This is a genomic window from Streptomyces spiramyceticus, assembly GCF_028807635.1.
GTDB classification, from domain to species: domain Bacteria; phylum Actinomycetota; class Actinomycetes; order Streptomycetales; family Streptomycetaceae; genus Streptomyces; species Streptomyces spiramyceticus.
Window position 1 is genome coordinate 403,935 of the sequence record NZ_JARBAX010000001.1, and the last position, 20,629, is coordinate 424,563.

General features: G+C 72.5%; 14 protein-coding genes. 5 read left to right on the forward strand and 9 right to left on the reverse strand.

Translation table 11 applies throughout. From position 1 onward, the window contains the following. Positions 1–53 precede the first annotated feature (53 nt). The 5 genes from PXH83_RS01705 to PXH83_RS01725 form a co-directional block, all read right to left on the reverse strand. Positions 54–5,474, reverse strand: coding sequence for a hypothetical protein (locus tag PXH83_RS01705; protein WP_274555837.1), 5,421 nt, complete (start codon positions 5,472–5,474; stop codon positions 54–56). 81 nt (positions 5,475–5,555) lie between these two features. Beyond that, on the reverse strand, positions 5,556–6,482 hold the full coding sequence (locus tag PXH83_RS01710; protein WP_274555839.1) for a hypothetical protein: 927 nt from the start codon (positions 6,480–6,482) through the stop codon (positions 5,556–5,558). Further along, the gene (locus PXH83_RS01715; RefSeq protein ID WP_274555842.1) at positions 6,479–6,670 is read right to left on the reverse strand and encodes a hypothetical protein; all 192 of its coding nucleotides are present in this window, start codon (positions 6,668–6,670) and stop codon (positions 6,479–6,481) included. Before PXH83_RS01715 ends, PXH83_RS01710 begins: the two co-directional genes overlap by 4 nt. Before the next feature lie 2 nt (positions 6,671–6,672). After that, positions 6,673–8,217, reverse strand: coding sequence for a hypothetical protein (locus PXH83_RS01720; protein WP_274555844.1), 1,545 nt, complete (start codon positions 8,215–8,217; stop codon positions 6,673–6,675). Between the two features lie 69 nt (positions 8,218–8,286). Then, positions 8,287–9,000, reverse strand: coding sequence for a GntR family transcriptional regulator (locus tag PXH83_RS01725; protein ID WP_274555846.1), 714 nt, complete (start codon positions 8,998–9,000; stop codon positions 8,287–8,289). A gap of 169 nt (positions 9,001–9,169) precedes the next feature. Between PXH83_RS01725 and PXH83_RS01730 the strand changes: the two genes are divergently transcribed. From PXH83_RS01730 to PXH83_RS01750, 5 genes are read left to right on the forward strand one after another with little or no spacing between them, the layout of a single operon-like run. Then, positions 9,170–10,447: an MFS transporter gene (locus PXH83_RS01730; protein ID WP_274555849.1), complete on the forward strand. Its 1,278-nt coding sequence runs from the start codon at positions 9,170–9,172 to the stop codon at positions 10,445–10,447. Continuing rightward, a complete protein-coding gene (locus PXH83_RS01735; protein WP_274555851.1) occupies positions 10,444–11,232 on the forward strand; it encodes a putative hydro-lyase in 789 nt (262 codons plus the stop codon). Before PXH83_RS01730 ends, PXH83_RS01735 begins: the two co-directional genes overlap by 4 nt. A gap of 19 nt (positions 11,233–11,251) precedes the next feature. Beyond that, entirely contained in the window at positions 11,252–12,016 is a 765-nt protein-coding gene (locus PXH83_RS01740) for a LamB/YcsF family protein (protein ID WP_274555853.1), read from the forward strand. 23 nt (positions 12,017–12,039) lie between these two features. Beyond that, complete coding sequence (locus PXH83_RS01745) at positions 12,040–12,666, forward strand: 5-oxoprolinase subunit B family protein (RefSeq protein ID WP_274562627.1); 627 nt, start codon at positions 12,040–12,042, stop codon at positions 12,664–12,666. Continuing rightward, positions 12,663–13,532, forward strand: a complete 870-nt coding sequence (locus PXH83_RS01750; RefSeq protein ID WP_274555856.1) for a 5-oxoprolinase subunit C family protein — start codon at positions 12,663–12,665, stop codon at positions 13,530–13,532. The genes PXH83_RS01745 and PXH83_RS01750 overlap by 4 nt, the downstream gene beginning before the upstream one ends. 36 nt (positions 13,533–13,568) lie before the next feature. On the opposite strand, the gene PXH83_RS01755 is transcribed toward PXH83_RS01750, so the two are convergent. The 4 genes from PXH83_RS01755 to PXH83_RS01770 are packed head-to-tail and all read right to left on the reverse strand — an operon-like array spanning position 13,569 to position 20,573. Further along, positions 13,569–17,180: a hydantoinase B/oxoprolinase family protein gene (locus PXH83_RS01755; RefSeq protein ID WP_274555858.1), complete on the reverse strand. Its 3,612-nt coding sequence runs from the start codon at positions 17,178–17,180 to the stop codon at positions 13,569–13,571. Beyond that, the gene (locus PXH83_RS01760; RefSeq protein WP_420803104.1) at positions 17,177–18,205 is read right to left on the reverse strand and encodes an SGNH/GDSL hydrolase family protein; all 1,029 of its coding nucleotides are present in this window, start codon (positions 18,203–18,205) and stop codon (positions 17,177–17,179) included. The genes PXH83_RS01755 and PXH83_RS01760 overlap by 4 nt, the downstream gene beginning before the upstream one ends. Next, positions 18,202–19,374: a glycosyltransferase gene (locus PXH83_RS01765; RefSeq protein ID WP_274555860.1), complete on the reverse strand. Its 1,173-nt coding sequence runs from the start codon at positions 19,372–19,374 to the stop codon at positions 18,202–18,204. Before PXH83_RS01765 ends, PXH83_RS01760 begins: the two co-directional genes overlap by 4 nt. Continuing rightward, positions 19,371–20,573, reverse strand: coding sequence for a glycosyltransferase family 4 protein (locus PXH83_RS01770; RefSeq protein ID WP_274555862.1), 1,203 nt, complete (start codon positions 20,571–20,573; stop codon positions 19,371–19,373). The genes PXH83_RS01765 and PXH83_RS01770 overlap by 4 nt, the downstream gene beginning before the upstream one ends. Between the last annotated feature and the right edge of the window lie 56 nt (positions 20,574–20,629).

The window sequence follows — 20,629 nt, forward strand, 5'->3', positions numbered from 1 at the left end:
GCTGAGCGCGGCGTACGCGTGGTGCTTACGCGCCGTTGCGTACGCCGCGCCCGCTACTCGGCCTGTGCCGGTGTGCGCTTGAACATCCGCGTCGCCGTGATCTCGCCGTGCACCGTCTCGACGTCCGGGTCCTGCTGCGGCAGCCCCGGCCTCAGGTGCTCCTCCACGCTGATGTACTTCAGCCCCGCCCTGAGGTCGGCGTCATTCCGCAGCCGGATGACCAGCGGGAACTCGGCGAGCGCCGTCGTGTCGAACAGCCCTGTCGTATAGAGCAGCTGGACACCGAGGGCGTCCGAGACCGCCCGCTGGAGCTCCAGCAGATACGTGGCGTTGGCGCGGCCGATCGGGTTGTCGAGGAACAGCGTGCCCGCGTGCCGGTGCTTGTCGCGGCCGCGGTCGTTGCTGCGCAGCGCGGCCATCGTGCAGTACAGCGCGATCGCGGCCGTCAGCAGCTGGCCGCCCGAGAAGACGTCGCCCATCTGGCCGACCGGCACCCGCTCGGCGCGCAGCACGGCGTCCGGCTTCAGGATCTCGACCGAGATGCCCTTTGGCTCAAGCGCGGCCTGAACACCGCGCAGGAGCAGGGACATTCCGTCCCTGCGCAGGTCCGAGTTCTTCTTGACTGCGGCTCTCGTCGCCTCGTCGATGACCTCGCCGAGCCGCTCGACGAGCGTCGCCTGGTCGGGCTCCTCGAACCGGATCCGCAGGAACTCCTGGCCGGACCACTCGCCAAGCCCTTCCGGCAGCTGGGACAACCGCTGGGCCGAACGCAGCGTCGTCAGGGCCGACTCGACGAGGCCCCTCAGCCGGTCGACGATGCTGTCGCGGTTGCGCTCCAGCTGCGCCAGCTCGTCGGTCAGTACGCGCAGCCGGGGCGCGAACGCCGCTGCCCAGGCCGCGGCGTGCTCCGGCAGGGCGGCGGCCGGCAGCTCGCGGATCTGCTGGCGCGCGGGGGTGCGGACCTGCTCGTACCGCGTGGCATTGGCGTGCCGTACGAGCACGTCGCTCGCCTCGCGCACCGATGCCTCAGCGGCGGACAGGTCGGCCGCGCAGCCGCGCAGTGAGCGGCGGGATTCGGCGGCCGACTGCCGGGCCTCCTCCAGGGTGCCCGGGAAGGGCTCGGGGGCGTCGGCTTCCTCGTCCGCATGCTGGTGGTCCCTGAGCAGGTCGCGCAGCAGCGCCGCCGTCTCGTCGAAGCCGCCTGCGGCGTCCTCGGCCGTGCGGTGCGCCCGCAGCAGCTCGGCGTGGGCCGCGCGGGCCGACTCAAGGGCGTCGGTGCGGGAGGCGAGTTCGGAGGTGGCGGTGCGGAGCAGGGTCTGCGCGTGCTCCGCGTCGGCGGGCACGAGCTCCTCCGGGAGCTCGGTGTGCGCCGCGCCGTCCTCCGGGGCGAGGCGCTCGGCCTCGCCCCGGAGCCTGCCGAGCTGCTCGCTCGCAGTGGACGCCCTCGATTCCAGCAGCTGTACGAGGGATTCGGCGCGGGCTGCCGCTGCCTGACGGGACGGGCCGTCGGCGCCGTCCGTGCCTTCCAGCATCTGGGCGGCCCTGGTGCGGACCTTGTTGGTGAGCCGGTTGAGCTCGGCGAGGGCGGCGCTCTCGTCGCTCTCGGCTCTGGCCTGCTCGGCGCGCAGGTCGGCCCCTACGCCGACCTTTTCGTACAGCTGGGAAGCGGCTCGGTAGGCCTCCCGCAGCGTGGGCAGCGCGACGCGCGGAGCTTGCGGGTCCGGCTCCGGCAGCGTTTCGGGCGCACCGGCGATCTCGGCCCGCTCGGCGCGCAGGGTGCGCGCGGTCCTGTGGGCATCGTCGGCGGCGCGCTGAGCGGCGCGACGGTCCTCGTCGGCGGCTCGGGCGCGCTCCAGGAATACCGTGGCTCTGGCCTCCGACTCGGCGGCCTCGTCGGCCAGTTCACGCGCCCTGACCTGCCAGCCTGCGCGTTCTCGCAGGCGGTGGGCGAGGCCGGCGAGGACGTCCGCGACGCGGCGGGCGCGTTGGGCGGCGTCCTGGCGCTCGTCCCGGACGCGGGCGGCGTCCGCAGCGGCCTCGTCGGCCTCGGCGCGTGCCGTACGGGCCTCGGCCAGCACGGCTTCGGCGGCCTCGGCCGCTTCGCCGGCTGCCCTGGCCGTCTCCGCCAGCTCGGCGAGCATCCCGGGCGGGCAGTCCGCACGCCAGGAGCCCAGGCGGGCGGCGAGCGTACGGTCGCCGGTCAGCCGGGCCGCGAGCCTGCGGATCTCCTCGTCGCGGGCCGCCGCGCGGGACCTGAGCGCCTGGCGCTCTTCGTCGGCGGCGTGCTCGTCGTGCATGGCCGGGTTCGGCGGTACGAGAAAGACGTCACCGATGTCGGACGGCTCGGCGCCGGGCGCCGGTACGGGCGCGAGCAGGGCTGCGGCCGTACCGACAGCGACGGCGGAGCGGGGCAACAGGGCGGCGCCTGAGAGGGCTTCGCGGGCCCGGACGTGCGCGTCGGGGTCGGTGATGACGACGCCGTCGACCAGCTCCGGCCGTGCGGCGAGCACGGCGGCGTGGTCGGCCGGGTCGACGGCCTGCGCGAGGTAGCGCCAGCCGGGCAGGGCGGGGATCCCGTGCTCGCCGAGGAATTCGACGGTGGCGAGGACGTCGGGGCCCGGGGGCAGGAGGCCGCCGTCGCCGAGTGCCCCGAGGATCCGGGCGTCGTCGGCGGCGGCGGTACGCAGTTCGAAGAGCTGCCGCTCGGCGGAGGTGACGCCCTGGTCGAGGAGTACGAGGAGATCCTCGGCGTTACGGTCCAACTCCTCGACGGTGAGCGGGCCTTCGGCCGCGAGCCGGATCGTACGGCCGACGTGCGGGGCGCTGGCTTGGGCTGCGGCTGCGGCCTCCCGGTCGGGGCCAACCGGCGCGGCACTGAGTGCGGCTGGGCCACCCCCCGGCCCGGTGCCCGGTCCGTGCGGCTCGCTGACCTGCCCGGCGGTACCCGGTGTCGTACCGGGGGCGCCGGTCTGTCCGGCGGCACTCCCGGTGCTCGGTGCCGCGTCGCCTGCGGTGCCATTGGTGTGTGCACTGGTCGTCGGTGCCCGGCCTGCGGCACCCGCGCCATCAGCGGCGGCACCTTCAGGCGCCCTACCGGGGGCACCGGTCTGTCCGGCGGCGCTTCCGGTGCTCAGTGCCGCGTCGCCTGCGGTGCCATTGGTGTGTGCACTGGTCGTCGGTGCCCGGCCTGCGGCACCCGCGCCAACAGCGGCGGCACCTTGAGGTGCCCTACCGGGGGCGCCGGTCTGTCCGGCGGCGCTTCCGGTGCTCGGTGTCGCGTCGCCTGCGGTGCCATTGGTATGTGCACTGGTCGTCGGTGCCCGGCCTGCGGCACCCGCGCCATCAGCGGCGGCACCTTGAGGTGCCGTCCCCGCGGTCGTGCTCGGCCCCTCCGGGACCGCGCTCTGGGTGCGCGGCGTACCGGTGTCCGCTCCGGATTGCGCTTCAGATGCCTGACTGGCAACCGTACTTGGGCTGTCGGCGGCGGAGTCGGTGCCGGTCGTCTCGTCGCCGACGACGGCGTGCACGCCCCGGCGCGGCGGGCTCGCCTCGGCGCCGACCGCTCGGTTGGCCTCGCCGCCGTCCCTGCCGCGTCGGGGGTGCGGCACGCCCGACGATGCGGACGGGGCCGACGGGAGACTGAGCAGCTCCGCCAGTCGTTCCTCCGCGGCGATCGACTCGGCCTCGCGGCGCTCCGCCTCGTACGCGTGCTCTGCGGCCCGTGCGGCGTCCGCCGCGCGCGCCGCCGCCAGTTCCGCGCGGCTCTCCGCACCGGCGGCTTCCCTCGCACGGTCGCCCGTCGCCCGGGCGGCCTCCCGCGCCGCGTCCCAGGCTGCGACCGCCGTCTTCTCCGCGTCGGTCGCGGCCAGCGCGGCCCTTGCCGGGTCGGCGTCGGGGGCGGTGTCGTCGAGCCAGCCTGCCCGTACCGCCTCTGCCGTCTCCTGTTCGACCTCGGTAAGGCGCTGACGCAGGTGTCCTGCCTCGCTCCGGGCTCGCTGGGCCTGGGTCGCGGCCGCCGTGGCGTCGCGGTGCGCGGCCTCGCCGGCCTCCTGGAGAGCGGCGGAGCGCTCTTCCTCCTCGCCCGCGACGCGCTCGCCGTCCTCGGCGGCGGACTGCAGCGCCCGTACGAGCTCAGCCGCGGCCGTGGCACGGGCGGCCAGCGCCGGGGCTGCGTCCCGCTCCGCCTCGCGGATGGCGACGGCCACGCGCGCGGAGCGGTCGGCAGCGGCACGGTGGCGCAGTACGACTTCGGCGGCCTGCCAGGCAGCGTGCAGCGTACGGGCGTCGGCCAGCTCGCGGCGCTGCGCGCCCGCCGCCTTCTCGGCGGCCGTGAGGGCGAGCGAAGCGTGCCGGTAGGCGAGTTCGCTGGCGATGAGGGAGCTTCGGCTGCGCGCCTGCTCGGCCTCGGTGACGGTGTGCGCGGTGGCGGTGACCTGCTGGGCGAGCTCGGCGGTGCGGCCGCGCTCCTCGGCGGCGCGCGCGGAGAGTCTGCGGGCGAGCGTACGGGTCCTGCGCTCGGCGCCCGCGTGGATGTCGCGGGCGCGCAGCCGGGTCTCGGCTGCGTCGACGATGCGGCCGAGGAGGTCGACGGAGCCCGCCGTGAAGTCCCGCTCGGCGGTGAGTTCGGCCCTGCGGCCGAGCTTGTTGCCGAAGCCGTGGACGAGGTCGGCGAGGCCGTCGGTGTCCCGGGTGTCGGTGACGGCGCGCAGCAGCAGATCGGTGAAGTCGGAGTCCTTCTTGACCGCGAAGAGGCCCGCCGCCTCGCCCTCGTCCGCGTTCATCTCCCGCTGGTAGCGGAAGAGTTCGGGGTCGAGTCCCAGGTCGCCGAGGTGTTCGTTCCAGCGGTCGTGGATCTCTTCCCAGTGGATGTCCAGGTGCGGATACACCTTGCCCGCGTCGGTGATCGCGTCGCGGAAGCCCTTCATCGTGCGGCGGCGGCCCTGCGCGCCCGACGCGCCCTCGGCGGACGGGCGGACGGCGGTGGACTCGGCGACCGGCAGTGAGTCGAGGCTGAGTCCGGGCCCGGGGCGGAAGGAGTACCAGGCCTCGGCGAACTTCCTCGGGTCGTTGGAGACCTGCCGGCCGCGCCACTCGCTGACCTTGCCGACCACCACGCACTCGCCGGTGAGCGTGTGCTGCCATTCCAGCGCGACATGGCCGCAGTCGTCGGCGAGCAGGAACTTGCGCAGTACGCCGGAACTTGCACCGCCGAGTGTGTTGCGGTGGCCCGGCAGCATCACCGAGAAGATCAGCTTGAGGAGGACGGACTTGCCTCCGCCGTTCTCCAGGAAGAGGACGCCGGCGGGCGCGGGCCTGCGCGGCGGACCGACCGGCTCCTCCTCGAAGAACTCCGCCTGGGTGGGGGCGGGGTTGGGCACGGGCTCGCCGACTCCGCGCAGGTCGAGCACGGTGTCGGCGTAGCGCGCACCGGCAGGCCCGATGGAGTAGAGGCGGACCCGGGACAACTCGTACATGGCGGCGGACTCTCGTCGTAAGTCGTGAAGCGGCAGGTGTTCGGCGGCGCTGGAGGCACCGGGGGGCGCTGGGGGCCGGGCTCAGGTGTGGAAGGGCAGGCCCGCGTCGGCGGCCAGTTCGAGGTCGTCGGCGTCGGAGGGCGGCACGAGGGTCGCGCTGCCGTCGGCCACGGGCACCACGCCCAGTTCCAGCAGCTCGGCCATGGCTGCGCTGCCCGCCATGTCGCGGACCTGGAGCTGGTAGCGGGCGGTGGTGCGGTACGTCCCTCCCGCATCGTCGCCCGTCCGCTGGAGGAAGCCGGAGTCGGTGAGGAAGGCGACGGCCTTGCCGACGATGCCGGTGGTGGAACCGGCCAGCCGTCGTGCGTCCTTGGTGGCGCCGGTCGCGCTGCGTCGGGCGTAGACCCGCCAGGCGGCTTCGAGGCCGGGGGCTTCGGTGGCCGGGTCGGTGTTCTCGCCCTGTTCGTCGGCGCGCTCTTCCAGGCGGCGGCAGGCCTGGCGCACGAAGGCGTCGACGCCATTGACCGTGATGCGGCCGATGTAACCGTCGTCGGCGAGGTCTTCGGGGCGGGGGAAGGCCAGTGCGGCGACGGCGAGGTGGGCGAGGCCGTGCAGGAAGCGGTCGGCGGAGTCGGCGGAAGCGCGGCGGGCGTAGTCGCCCATGCGTACGGCGAAGACGGAGTCCTCGTCGGCGGACACGGCCATGCCGGCGCGGGTCGAGACTTCGAGCACGACCAGTCCCAGCCCGGTCGCGACGGCGTCGGCGAGGCGGGCGAAGGCGGGCTCTTCGCGGTAGCGGCGGAGGAGGTCGGCGTACTCGAGGTCGCGGGCGGGGAGCAGCTTGGGCTGCAGCCCGAAGGACACGAGGCGGGCGGCGTCGGCCGCGTCGGCGGGGGTGACGGCGCCGCCCCCGGCGGGCGTGGGCGCGGGCACCCCGGCCGGTTCGGCTGCCTCGACACCGCCCTGCTCGCTCCACGCGTCGGCGTGCTCTGCGTGGTGGTCGCTCACGGCTGCTGCTCCTCGATACGGATCTTCTCGGGTACGGATGGGACGACGGGGCCTGGGCCTGCCGGGCGTCGGCCGGTCATGCCGGCGCACGCTGTACCGGGGGTGGTCGCTGTACCGGGGGTGGTCGCGGCGATGGTTGTCCAGGAGACGGGTCTCCTCAGGAGCCCGGTGATGCTGCTCGTACGCATGCCTATGCCGCCTCCGTCCGGTCCGCTGTCATCCCGGCCGCGTTCAGCAGCGCCATCCCCACGATCAGGTCGGCCCCGCCGAACTCCGGGTCGTCGAGTTCGGTCCCGTCGTCCACGGCGAACAGCAGCCGCTCCTCGCCCTGCCGGTATGCGGTGCCGACCGGCGGGCTTGCCGCGTGGACGGCCAGCAGTGCGACGAGGTAGGGGAGCTCGGGGTCCCGGAGGCGGGCGTCGGCCAGCAGGCCGGAGAGCCTGCGCGGTGCGTCGGGGGGCAGGTCGAGCAGCTCCATCGCGCTTGCCAGCTGCTCCTCGCTGAACCGGCTGTCGTCGGGTGTGGCGATCAGGTCCGGTTCCGGCATTTCGGCGCCCAGGTGCTCCCGCTCCACCGGCGGCGTCAGCAGTATGTCGATCAGGTCCCCGACGCGTACGGATACTGGCGTGCGCAGGCCGGTGCCCCTCGCGAAGAACGCGTCGGTGACCCGGATGGCCTGCTCGACCGGGAGCGGCAGCAGTGGGGCCACCAGCTGGCCGTACACGTCGAGTCCCGCCTCCGCGGTGGGCGTGGCGAAGGCCTGGCGGTCCTGTTCCGCGCGGAACAGCGGTCCGGCTTCCAGGAGCCGCGACTGCAGCTGCGTGTGCCGGCGGATGCAGTCCTTGACGATGTCGACGAGCTCGGCCGCGCGCCGCTTGTGCTCGCCTGTCTTTGGATCAAAACCAGTTTCGGCCTCGTCGCGCGCCTTGCGGATGTTGGTGAGGATCGCGTTCTCGTGGCGGTAGCGGTCGGCGACGTGGTCGAGTGCCTCGGCGATCATGTCGGGCACGGCATTGAGCCAGTCGACGGCCCGCACATTGCGCCGGGTGGCCTCCAGCGTCCTGCGGAGCGTCTCGGCGTACTGCACGGTCCGGTAGCGCGCCTGCTCGGCGGCGAGCTGGGCGTCGGCGAGCCTGCCGCGGCTGATCAGGACTTCGAGCTTCACCTCGGCGGCGATCTGTGCGCTGGTGACGTCCGTGTCCAGGGCGCCGACCAGGACGTTGACGGCTTCGTCGGTGGTCCGCAGATAGACGCTGCCGCCGTATCCGGGGACCTCCTCGATGAGCTTGAAGTCGTAGTCCCTGCGCACATAGGCACCGTCGGGGCCGAACGTGCCGTAGACGGCGCGGAAGCCGCGGTCCACGCTTCCGACGTTGACCAGGTTCTCCAGGACCCAGCGCGCGACCCGCTCGTGCTCTGCGAGCGGGCGCTGCGGGGCCTGGGCGGCGACCCGGGGGAGCAGCCTGGCCACTATTTGCTCGTGGTCGGCGCCTGTGTCGAAGTCCATGTTGAGCGTGACGAGGTCGATCGCGGCCAGCGCGACTTCCGCCATCGCGTAGACCGAGTACTCACCGGCCAGATTCGCCTTGCGTACGTCGAGATCGTGCAGCGGCGCCGTGCAGGCGAGCGCGCGAAGCCGCCGCGCGAGCCCCTCGTCGGCGGCCGGGCCCTGTGCGGGGCGCGGCCCCGCGCTGAGCTGGGGCGGAACGAATTCCGTCGATGCAGGCGAAGTCACGTGGCACAGATTAGGTCCTCGCACCGACAACGGTCGAAACAGCGCAGAAGCGACCCCTCAAGACCCCCGTCAAGACCCCCAGCTCCCGGCTGCGATGTGGCGTGCGTACACCTCGACGAGCTGGGTGCGGGAGTCGTCGAGATAGCCCGCGAGCAGCTGCTCGGCGGCCGCGCTGTCGCCCGCCCGCAGACATTCCAGAATTTTCCGGTTTCGTACGAGATAGGGCTCGTGCAGACGGCGCGGATCGGCCACCACGTGGAAGGCGAGGCGCAGTTCGGCGAGGACGCTGCGCATGAGCTCGTCGGTGCGCGGGCTGGCGGCGAGGGCGACGAGTTCGCGGTGGAAGTGGATGTTGGCCGTGGACACACCCTTCCAGTCGCGGTTGCCGGCCGCCCGTTCGCCGTCGGTGACGGCCTTGTCGAGGCCGGCGACGGCGAACGGCGGTGTGCCCAGGCCGCGGACGACAGCGCACTCGACGAGTCGCCGGATGCGGTAAATGTCCTCGACGTCCTCGACGGCGAGGATCCGTACGAAGACCCCGCGGTTGAGCTCGTGCACGAGGAGCCGCTCGTGGGTCAGCAGCCGGAAAGCCTCGCGCAGCGTGTTGCGCGAGACACCGAGCGCCTTGCCGATGCTGTCCTCCGAGAGCCGCTCCCCGGGAGGGAAGTAGCCCTCAGCGATACGGGTGCGGAGGATGTCCGCGACGCGCTCCGCCGTGCTGGTGCGGCCCAGCAGTGGGCGGTCGTCGGCCAGCCCGCCGGCCTCGGACTCCGTCGTCCTCACAGCGCTCTCTCCCTCACGTCTGCCGCAGCGGCTGCTCCCACCGGCGCGCGGCCTCCATCGTAGAAGCAAGAAACGACCCGACATGACTCTTGTCGGATCGTTCAACAATCCCCTACGTTGTCGTCACCGCACGGTCTCCAGCACTCTCCTCCCCCTCTGCGAGGTGCAGATGAGTACCACCCAGGCACAGACGAAGCAGGACGAACTCCCCGACGACACCGGCGCGTTCGCCTGGCTGCGCGCCCTCGGGCCGCGCGGCAGGCGCGCGTTCGGGGGCGCGTTCGGCGGATACGCCCTCGACTCCTACGACTTCTTCACTCTGCCGCTGAGCATGGTCGCGATCTCCGCGTACTTCAGTCTCAGCACCGGCCAGACCGGCCTGCTCACCACCGTCACGCTGGTCGTTTCCGCCATCGGCGGTGCCGTCGCCGGGATCGCCGCCGACCGCATAGGCCGGGTGAAGGCGCTGATGATCACGGTGATCACGTATGCGCTTTTCACCGTTCTGTGCGGTTTCGCCCCGAACTACGAAACACTGCTGGTGTTCCGCGCGCTCCAGGGCCTCGGCTTCGGCGGCGAGTGGGCGGTCGGCGCGATCCTGGTCGCCGAATACGCCTCCGCCAAGCACCGCGGCCGTACGCTCGGCGCCATCCAGAGCTCCTGGGCGATCGGCTGGGCGCTCGCGGTCATCGTCTACACGGTGGTCTTCCAGTACGTCGACCCGGACACGGCCTGGCGCGTGATGTTCTGGACCGGCGCCCTTCCCGCACTCCTCGTGATCTATGTACGGCGCCACGTCAGCGACGCACCGGAGGCGAAAGAGCGGCGTCTGGCGAGCAGCAACAAGGGGTCCTTCACCGCGATTTTCAAGAAGGACCTGCTGCGCACCACGCTCTTCGGTGTGCTGCTCTCGACCGGCGTACAGGGCGGCTACTACACGCTCGCCACCTGGGTGCCCACCTACCTCAAGACAGAGCGGGGTCTCACCGTCGTCGGCACAGGCGGCTATCTGACGTTCCTCATCTCCGGCGCCTTCATCGGCTACCTGACGGGGGGCTATCTCACCGACAAACTGGGCCGCAAGAAGAACATCGCGCTGTTCGCCTTCCTCTCCGCCGGGTGCATCCTCGCCTACACGAACATCCCGTCCGGGGCGAACAGTGTGGTGCTGGTCCTCGGCTTCCCGCTCGGCTTCTGCATGTCGGCCATCTTCAGCGGGTTCGGCTCGTTCCTCAGCGAGCTCTACCCGACAGCGGTACGCGGCACAGGCCAGGGATTCACGTACAACACCGGCCGTGCGGTGGGCGCTTTCTTCCCGACGCTGGTCGGGTTCCTGGCCGGCAGCTGGGGGGTCGGGGGCGCGCTGATCTTCGGCGCCGTCGGCTACGGGCTCGCCGTACTTGCCCTCTTCGGGCTGCCCGAGACCCGCGGAAGGGAGCTCCTGTGAGCGCGACGGCCACCACCAGGGCCCCTGCCGACGCCCGCGCCCGGTTCCGTACCGGCCTCAGGGTGCACACCGCCGGGTGGGCCCCCGGGCACGCGCAGGCGAACCTCATCTCGGTGCCTGCCGACTGGGCATACGAAGTGCTGCTCTTCTGCCAGCGCAATCCGAAGCCCTGTCCGGTGCTCGACGTCACGGATGCCGGATCCTGGACCACACCGCTGGCGCCCGGCGCCGATCTGCGGACCGATCTTCCCGGCTACCGGATCTGGAAACACGGCGAACTCGTCGACGAACCGGCCGAAGTCACCGGCCGCTGGCGGGACGACCTGGTGTCCTTCCTCATCGGCTGCAGCTTCACCTTCGAGACGGCCTTGTCCGAGGCCGGCGTGCCGATGCGCCACATCGAGCAGGGCCGCAATGTCGCGATGTACACAACGAGCCGCCCCTGCCGCCCCGCTGGGCGGCTGCACGGCCCGATGGTGGTGTCGATGCGGCCCGTCCCTCCGCAACTGCTCTCCACGGCGATCCGGGAGAGTGCCCTGCTGCCCGACGTGCACGGCAGCCCGGTGCACTGCGGCGATCCGGCCGGGCTCGGCATCACGGATCTCGGGCAACCGGATTTCGGCGATCCGGTGGACGCGCTGCCCGAGGACATTCCGGTCTTCTGGGCCTGCGGAGTGACACTTCAGGCCGCTGTAATGTCCTCGCGCCCGCCCTTCGCGATCACCCACGCGCCGGGCCAGATGTTCATCACCGACGCCCGCGACGAGCAGTACCGCGTGGCCTGACCGGAAGACGGATCCGTACATGACCTGGGCTTCGATCGACCTCAATGCCGACCTCGGAGAGGGATTCGGACGCTGGCGCCTGACCGACGACGAGCAGTTGCTGTCCGTTGTCACCAGCGCCAATGTCGCCTGCGGCTTCCACGCCGGCGACGCCGCCACCATGCGGCGTGTCTGCGACCTCGCGGCCGAGCGCGGGGTACGCATCGGTGCCCAGGTTTCGTACCGCGACCTGGCCGGTTTCGGCCGACGCTCGATGGACGTCCCTCCGGACGAGCTCACCGCCGAAATCACCTATCAGATAGGGGCTCTGGAAGTGTTCGCACGGGCGGCAGGGGCGGCCGTTTCGTACGTCAAGCCCCACGGCGCGCTCTACAACCGCGTGGTTCACGACGAAGAGCAGGCCACTGCTGTCGTCGACGGTGTGCTGCTTGCGGGCGGTTCGCTGCCGGTCCTCGGGCTGCCGGGTTCGCGGCTGCTCGACATCGCGGACAAGGCTGGACTGCCCGTCGTCCCCGAGGCGTTCGCGGACCGTGCGTACACGGCGGAAGGGACGCTCGTACCGCGCGGACAGGACGGCGCCGTTGTCACCGATCCGGTGGCGGTCGTCGAACGCTCCGTCTCCGTGGCCCGCTTCGGTGTGGTCACCTCGCACTGCGGGCAGCCCGTCGGGGTCCGCGCCCGGTCACTGTGCCTGCACGGGGACACGCCGGGTGCTGTCGGCCTCGCCCGGCGCGTACGGAGCCGTCTGGAGGACGCGGGTGTCCGGGTGGAGGCCTTCGCATGACCGCCGCCGTCGCCACGACAAGCATGAGGGCCCTGCCGGTCGGCGACCGGGCCCTCCTGATCGAACTCGGCAGCGGCGAGGAGGCCGAGGCGCTCCACGCCGAGCTCCTGCGCCACCGTGCAGCGGGCTCCCTCCCCGCCGTACGGGAGATCGTGCCAGCGGCGCGCACCGTGCTGCTCGACGGCCTCGACGATCCGGAGGCATTCGCCGAGCGGCTGGCCGGCTGGGAGATACCGCCGCTCACGCCGGGCGTCCGGGACGCGATCGAGATCCCTGTGCGGTACGACGGCCCCGACCTCGCGGAGGTGGCCGCACTGTGGGGCGTACCGCGAGACGAGGTGGGACGGATCCATTCCGCGGCCGAATTCCGCGTCGCCTTCTGCGGATTCGCACCCGGCTTCGGCTACCTGACCGGCCTCGCGGAGCGGTACGCCGTACCGCGCAGGGCCACACCGCGTACGGCTGTCCCGGCGGGCGCCGTCGCGCTGGCCGGCCCGTACACCGGCGTGTACCCGCGCTCCTCCCCCGGTGGCTGGCGGCTCATCGGCTCGACCGACGCCGTGCTGTGGGACCACGAACGCGTGCCTGCCGCGCTGCTGGCGCCGGGCGCCCGGGTGCGCTTCGTCCCCGTCGTGGCGGAGGCACTGTGACGGACCGGGCCTTCGCGGTCGTAAGGGCTGGGGCGCTGACGTCCGTTCAGGACCGGGGGCGGTCCGGCCACGCGCATCTGGGCGTGCCGCGCTCGGGGGCGCTGGACCGGCCCGCGAGCGGCCTCGCCAACCGCCTGGTGGGCAATCCGCCGGATGCGGCTGTCCTGGAGACGACGCTCAACGGTTGTGCGGTGCGACCGCGTTGTGCGGCCACTGTCGCGGTCACCGGTGCGCCGTGCGCAGTCACCGTCGACGGGCGGCCCGCCGCGTGGGGGGCACCGGTACGGGTGGCGGCGGGAGCGGTGCTGGAACTGGGCCCGGCGGTACGCGGCGTACGCAGCTATCTGGCCTTCGCCGGAGGGGTCGCCGCCGAGCCGGTGCTGGGCAGCCGCTCCACCGATCTGCTGTCCGGGCTGGGCCCTGCGCCGCTCACCGACGGAGCGGTGCTGCCGCTGGGCGGCGTAACAGGGCTGCCTGTGTACGCCGATGCGCTGCCGTTGCAAGGGCCTCCCGGGGAACTGGTGTTGCGGATGGGTCCGGGGCCGCGTGCGGACTGGTTCACGGGACGCGCGCTGCACACCCTGGCGACGGCCACCTACCGGGTCTCATCGGCGAGCAACCGGATCGGGCTGCGCACCGAAGGCCCCGCTCTGGAGCGCGCCGTACACGCCGAACTGCCCAGCGAGGGCATGGTCCTCGGAGCGGTACAGGTGCCGCCGGACGGGCGCCCGGTGGTGTTCCTGGCCGACCACCCCACCACGGGCGGCTATCCGGTGATCGGGGTCGTCAGGGAGCCGGATCTGGCCGCTGCGGCGCAGGCCGCCCCCGGCACACCGGTCCGCTTTGTCCCGGCGGGGCGGCGCTGAGGGGCGCTGAGGCGCCCCAGGGGCCATAAGGAGCCGTCAGGAGCCGTCAGGCACGCCGTATCCGCCACCGCCGGGCGTACGAACCACCAGCGCGTCGCCAACCCCGACTTCGGCCGTGTCGCACCCCTCCAGCGGCGTGACCGTACCGTCGGCGCGCTCGACGAAGTTGCTGCCCGTCGCGCCGGGACCGCCGCCCTCCATGCCGTACGGCGGGACGCGGCGGTGTCCGGACAGGAGGGCCACCGTCATCGGTTCGAGGAAGCGGATCCTGCGCTCCACACCGCACCCGCCCCGCCACCGGCCGTCTCCCCCGCTGCCCTCGCGGACGGAGAAGTTCTCCAGGAGCACGGGGAAGCGCCACTCCAGCACCTCGGGGTCCGTGAGGCGGGAGTTGGTCATATGGGTCTGTACGGCGTCGGCACCGTCGAATCCGTCGCCGGCGCCCGAGCCGCTCGCCACGGTCTCGTAGTACTGCACGCGCTCATTGCCGAAGGTGAGGTTGTTCATGGTCCCCGAGCCCTCCGCCTGGACGCCGAGCGCGGCGTACAGCGCACCGGTGACGGCCTGCGAGGTCTCGACATTGCCCGCCACCGTCGCGGCCGGATAGACGGGCGCGAGCATGGAGCCCTCAGGGACGCGGACCTCCAGCGGTTTCAGGCAGCCGCTGTTGAGTGGGATTTCGTCGTCGACGAGTGTCCTGAAGACGTACAGAACAGCCGCCATGACCACGGACTTGGGGGCATTGAAATTCCCAGTCTGCTGGGGCGCGGTCCCGGTGAAATCCAGCACCGCACTGCGTGCCTGACGGTCCACGCTCAGTGCGACCCGGATGACCGCCCCGCTGTCGGTCTCGTAGCGGTAGGAACCGTCCCGCAGTCCCGCGACGATACGGCGTACGGACTCCTCGGCATTGTCCTGTACGTGCTGCATGTACGCATGGACCACATCGAGGCCGAACTCGTCCACCATGCGGCGCAGTTCGGCAATCCCCTTCTCGTTGGCGGCGATCTGGGCCCGCAGGTCGGCGATATTGGTGTCCGGGTCGCGCGAAGGGTACGCGGCGGTGGTCAGCAATTCGCGGGTCTCTTCCTCGCGCAGCCTGCCGTCCCTCACGAGCAGCCAGTTGTCGAAAAGCACCCCCTCTTCGTGCACCGTACGACTGAAGGCGGGCATGGATCCCGGGCTGATACCGCCGATCTCCGCGTGGTGTCCGCGCGAGGCCACCAGAAACCGCAATGGCCCGCCCTCCCGGTCGAATACGGGTGTCACGACAGTGACGTCCGGCAGGTGCGTACCGCCGTGATACGGGTCGTTGATGGCGTATACGTCGCCCGGGCGCATGGCGCCCTCATTGCGCCGCAGCACCTCCTTGATGGACTCGCCCATCGAGCCGAGGTGTACGGGAATGTGCGGAGCGTTGGCGATCAGGTTGCCGTCCGCGTCGAAGAGTGCGCAGGAGAAGTCCAGCCGTTCCTTGATGTTGACGGAGTGGGCGGTGTTTTCGAGGCGCACGCCCATCTGCTCGGCGATGGCCATGAAGAGGTTGTTGAACACCTCCAGCATCACGGGGTCGACGTCCGTACCGACCGCCGTCCTGCCGGCCCGCGGGCGCACCCGCGTGAGCAGCAGATGGCCGTGTTCCCCGGCGGTCGCCTGCCAGCCCGGGTCGACCACGGTGGTGGCGTCGTCCTCGGCGATGACAGCGGGCCCTTCGACCGTGTCCGTGGGGCGCAGATCCTCGCGCCGGTACAGCGGGGTGTCCTGCCTGCGCCCCTGCGTGAACATCCGCACCGTCGCACGCGCCTTCAACGCGCCCGCGCTCTCATCGACGGTGGTCTGCGCTCCGACCGCGCTGTGCGGTCCCGCCGCGCCCACTGCCTCGACCGAGACGGCCTCGACGACCAGTGGCTTGTCCATGGTGAAGGCATAGCGCGCCCGGTGGTCGGTTTCGAAGGCCGCGGTCATGTCCGGGACGCTGCCCAGCGCCACGGGCAGGCTCGCGTCCGTACCGGCGTAACGGAGCAGCACCCGGGCGCGTGTGGTGATCGCCGAATCCGCGATGCCGTCGGCGCGCAGCTCCTCGCGGGTGCGCCCGGCCAGTTGGTCGCACAGTTCGCGTACGCGCCGGAGCGCCCCCTCGTCCAGCTCCGCCTCGACCGACTGCTCGCGCATGGCGGTGGCGTCGGCGAGCCCGATGCCGTACGCGGAGAGCACTCCCGCGAGCGGCGGCACGATCACCGTGTTGACGCCGAGCTCGTCGGCGACGGCGCACGCGTGCTGGCCGCCGGCGCCGCCGAAGCTGGTCAGGGCGTACCGGGTGATGTCGCGGCCGCGCTGTACGGAGATTTTCTTGACGGCGTTCGCCATGTTGAGGACGGCGATGTCGAGGAAGCCGGACGCGACCTCCTCCGGGCTGCGCCGTACCCCTGTTGCCTCGGCCACCGTATCGGCCAGCTCGGCGAAGCGACGGCGCACCGTCTCGCCGTCCAGGGGCTGGTCGCCGTGCGGGCCGAAGACGGCGGGGAAGTGCTCCGGCTGGACGCGGCCGAGCATCACATTGGCGTCGGTGACGGCAAGCGGGCCGCCGCGCCGGTAGCAGGCGGGGCCCGGGACGGCGCCGGCCGAGTCGGGGCCGACGCGGTAGCGCTGGCCGTCGAAGTGCAGGACCGAGCCGCCGCCCGCGGCGACAGTGTGGATGTTCATCATCGGAGCGCGCATCCGTACGCCCGCGACCTGGGTGCCGAATTCCCGCTCGAACTCACCGGCGTAGTGCGACACATCGGTGGATGTGCCGCCCATGTCGAAGCCGATGACGCGGTCGAATCCGGCCTGCCCCGACGTACGGACCATGCCGACGACGCCGCCCGCGGGGCCCGAGAGCACGGCGTCCTTGCCGCGGAAGTGGGCGGCTTCGCGCAGGCCGCCGTTGGACTGCATGAACATCAGCCGGACGCCGCGCAGTTCATCGGCGACCTCGTCGACGTAGCGGCGCAGGATCGGTGACAGATAGGCGTCCACGACGGTGGTGTCGCCGCGCGGCACCAGCTTGATCAGCGGGCTGACCTCGTGCGAGCAGCTGACCTGGGTGAAGCCGAGGTCGCGGGCCACGTCCGCGACGGCACGCTCGTTGTCGGGGTGGCGGTAACCGTGCATCAGCACAACCGCGGCGCTGCGGAAGCCGTCGGCGTGCACGGCGCGCAACTGCTCGGTGACGGCGGCGATTTCGAGCGGCCGTACGGTCACCCCGTGCGCGTCGATCCGCTCCGACACCTCGACGACTCGCTCGTACACCGACTCGGGCAGGACGATGTGGCGGTCGAAGAGGCGGGGACGGTTCTGGTAGGCGATGCGCAGGGCGTCCCTGAAGCCCTCGGTGACGACGAGTACGGTCGGCTCGCCCCGGCGTTCGAGGAGCGCGTTGGTGGCGACCGTCGTGCCCATCCTGACGGCGTCGATCCGGTGGGCCGGGACGGGCTCGTCGGGGCCGAGCTCCAGCATCAGCCGGATCCCGGCGACGGCGGCGTCCCGGTAGCGCTCCGGATTGTGCGAGAGCAGTTTGCGGGTGGCGAGCCGTCCGTCGGGACGTCGGCCCACCACGTCGGTGAAGGTGCCGCCACGGTCGATCCAGAATTCCCAGCGCCCGCTCATTCCCCCATTCTGGCAAGAGGCGGCGCCGAAACCGGTGTGCTTACGGCGGCGAGCGCGGCCGAAAGCGCCTGGGAGGCGCGGAGATCAAGCCGCGCGCTGGTTCCGCGCGCCCCGTGCCGCAGCTCTGCGGCAGCCAGCTGGAGCAGCTGCGGCAGCAGGTCGGTGGACCGGCGGGCCAGCCATCCGGTGCCCGCCGTGAGCAGCCAGAGGAGCGAGGCGGCACGGGTGGGCGGGGGCTGCTCGGGTTCGTGTCGCGGCGGGGCACCGGAGGCGAGCCCTTCGGCGGCGAGGAGGGCGTGAAAGCGTGCGGCGATCAGCCGGTGCCCTCGCTCGCCGGGGTGGAGCCGGTCGGCGCTCCAGAGGTCGCGGTCGGCGACCCAGGGCCCGTCGGCGATGTGCAGGTGTACGGCGCCGTAGCGGGCGGACAGGGCGTGCACGACGGCGTTGACTGCGCGCTGTCTGCGGGCCAGCGGGCGGGCCAGCGGGGCCGGGAGCCCCAGCATGGTCCCGGGGTCCGGCAGACAGGCCGTCAGCAGCACGGCGCCGCTTCGGGTGAGCGCGGCACAGACCCCGTCGAGCCGCACCGCCAGGTCGTGGATGTCGAAGGTGTGGCGGAGGGTGTCGTTGACGCCGACGACGACGGAGGCGATGTCGGGGGCGTAGGCGAGGGCATCGCGTGCCTGGCGTTCGGCGACGTCGCGGGTGAGGGCGCCGCTGACGGCGAGGTTGCGGAACTCCGCGGGTTGGCCGGGCGCGGCGAGGCCGGAGGCGAGCAGTGCGGCCCAGCCGCGCCATCCGCCGGGCACGGGGTCGCCGACGCCCTCGGTGAGGGAGTCGCCGAGCGCGGCGAAGCGGAGGGTGGGCGCGGGGCGGTGGCAGGCTGCCTGTGGCGCTTTCCCCTCCCCGTCCCTTCCCGCTGTGACATTTTGCGGCTGCCGCCGCGTGGGGGCTCCGCCCCCGACCCCGCTCTTCGAACTCCCCCGAGGACTGCGTCCAGGGGGACCCCCAGGGACTGAAAGTTTCACGTCGGCACCCCCGGCACCCGCATCCGCATCCGCACCGGCACCCGTACCTCCGCGTCGTGCGCCGCCAAGAACGCCTCCACCGCCGTCGGCCACCCGAAGAGCTCCGCCCGTGCCCTGGCCGCCGTGCGGCGTTCCGCTTCCGGGCGGGCGAGCAGTTGCTGTACGGCGTCGGCGAACGCCTCGCCCGAGTCGGCGGCCGCCAGTCCCGCGCCTCCGATCACCTCCGGCAGCGCCGACGACGCACTCGCGACGACGGGAGTGCCGCAGGCGAGCGCCTCCAGTGCGGCCAGACCGAAGGTTTCGGCGGGGCCAGGGGCCAGGCAGACGTCCGCCGCCGCCTGGAGGTCCGCCAGCTCTTCGCGGTCCCCGACGTGCCCCAGGAAGACCGCAGGCAGCCGCTGTGCCCGCGCCCTGCGCTTCAGCCCGTCCCGCAGTGGCCCGTCTCCCGCGACCGTCAGCACGGCCCGTACGCCCCGCCCGCGCAGAGCGGCCAGCGCGTCGAGTGCGGTGCCGGGCCGCTTCTCGACCGACAGGCGTGAGCACAGGACCAGCAGTACGTCGGCCCCGTGCGCATGGCGGGCGCGCAGCGCCGTACTGCGCCGCCCCGGCCTGCATCTGCGCAGGTCGACGCCGAGGGGGGCGCGCACCACATTGCGTGCACCGATACGTACGAACTCGCGCTCCGCCCACTCCGTCGTGCACACGATCCGCGAATACGCCCACGCACTGCGCAGGTTGAGCCGGTCCGCGGCCCGCCCCGCCGCTGCCTCCGGCAGGCCCCAGGTACGCAGCACGCCGTCCGCCGTCTCGTGCGACACCATCACCGAGGGGACCCTGTGGCGCCGCGCCCACTCCCCTGTCCAGCGCAGCGACGTACGGTCGGAGACTTCCAGGCGGTCCGGTGCGAGGGTTTCGAGGAGGCGGCGCAGGCGGCGCCGGTTCGCGAGGATCCGGTAGCCGCCGGTGCCGGGCAGCACGATGCCCGGCAGCGTGATCACCCGCCCCTGTGCCGTGAGTTCGTCGCTCTCCCGCTCGCCGGGAACCACCAGCACCGGCTCGTGCCCCGCCGCGCAGTAGCCCCGGCCCAGTTCCCGCAGGGCGGTGCGCAGGCCACCCGACGAGGGCGTGACGAAATTGGCCAGCCGTACGATCCGCAGCGACCCGCTCATGCCGCCACCACCGTGCGCTCGTACAGCACCTCGGCATAGTGGCCGAGCAGTTGGTCGCCGACAGCGGCCCAGGTCCTGCCTTCGACGGCCACCCGCCCCGCCCTGCCGTACGCCGTCCGCAGTGCGGGTGCGCCCGCGAGTAGGGACACCGCCGCCCGTAGGGCATCGGAGTCGCGCGGTTCGACCAGCAGGCCGGTGCGCCCGTGGTCGACGAGGTCGAGCGGGCCGCCCGCCGCGGGGGCGATCACCGGCACCCCGCTCGCCATGGCCTCCTGCACGGTCTGGCAGAAGGTCTCGTACGGTCCGGTGTGCGCGAAGACGTCCAGGGAGGCGAAGAGGCTCGCGAGGTCGTCGCCGGTCCTGCGCCCCATGAAGACGGCGCCCGGCAGTGCGGCCCGCAGCGACGGCTCGCTCGGCCCGTCCCCCACGATCACGACCCGTACTCCCGCGAGGCCGCACACGCCCGCCAGGAGCTCCACCTGCTTCTCGGGAGCCAGCCGCCCGACGTATCCGACGAGGAGTTCCCCGCGGGGCGCGAGTGCCCGCCGCAGCGCCTCGTCTCGCAAAGACGGCCGGAACCGCGCCGTGTCCACACCGCGCCCCCACAGCCGGACGCGGGGCACCCCGTGCTCCTCCAGGTCCCGCAGCGAGGCCGTGGAGGGCGCGAGAGTGCGGTCCGCCGCGCTGTGTACGGCCCGGATCCGGCGCCAGGCGGCTCCTTCGCCCGTTCCCATGTACGTACGGGCATAGCCGGCGAGGTCGGTCTGGTAGACGGCGACGGCCGGTATGCCCAGCCGGGCGGCGGCCGCCATCCCGCGCACGCCGAGGACGAACGGGCCGGCCAGGTGAACCAGTTCGGCCCGGTGCGCGGTGAGTGCAGCGGCCACCCTACGGCTGGGCAGCGCCACCCGTACCTGCGGATAGCCGGGCAGCGGAAGGGAGGGCACGCGCACTACGGGGTACGGCGGCCCGTTTTCGTGGCCGGGTCCTGAGCCGGCCACAGAGCCCCATCCGGAGCCGGATCCAGATCCTGAGCCGGATCTTGAGGCGGATCTTGAGCCTGTCCCGGACGCAGTGGCCGGGGCTATGACGAGCGGGTCATGACCGCGGGCGGCGAGGTGCCGGGCGGTTTGCAGGGCGCAGTGGGCAACGCCGTTGACGTCGGGCGGGAAGGACTCGGTGACGATGGCGACACGCATATCCGTGTTGTCGTCCCGCCGGGAGTGGCCCGGCCGACTTGGATCTTTCCGTGCGG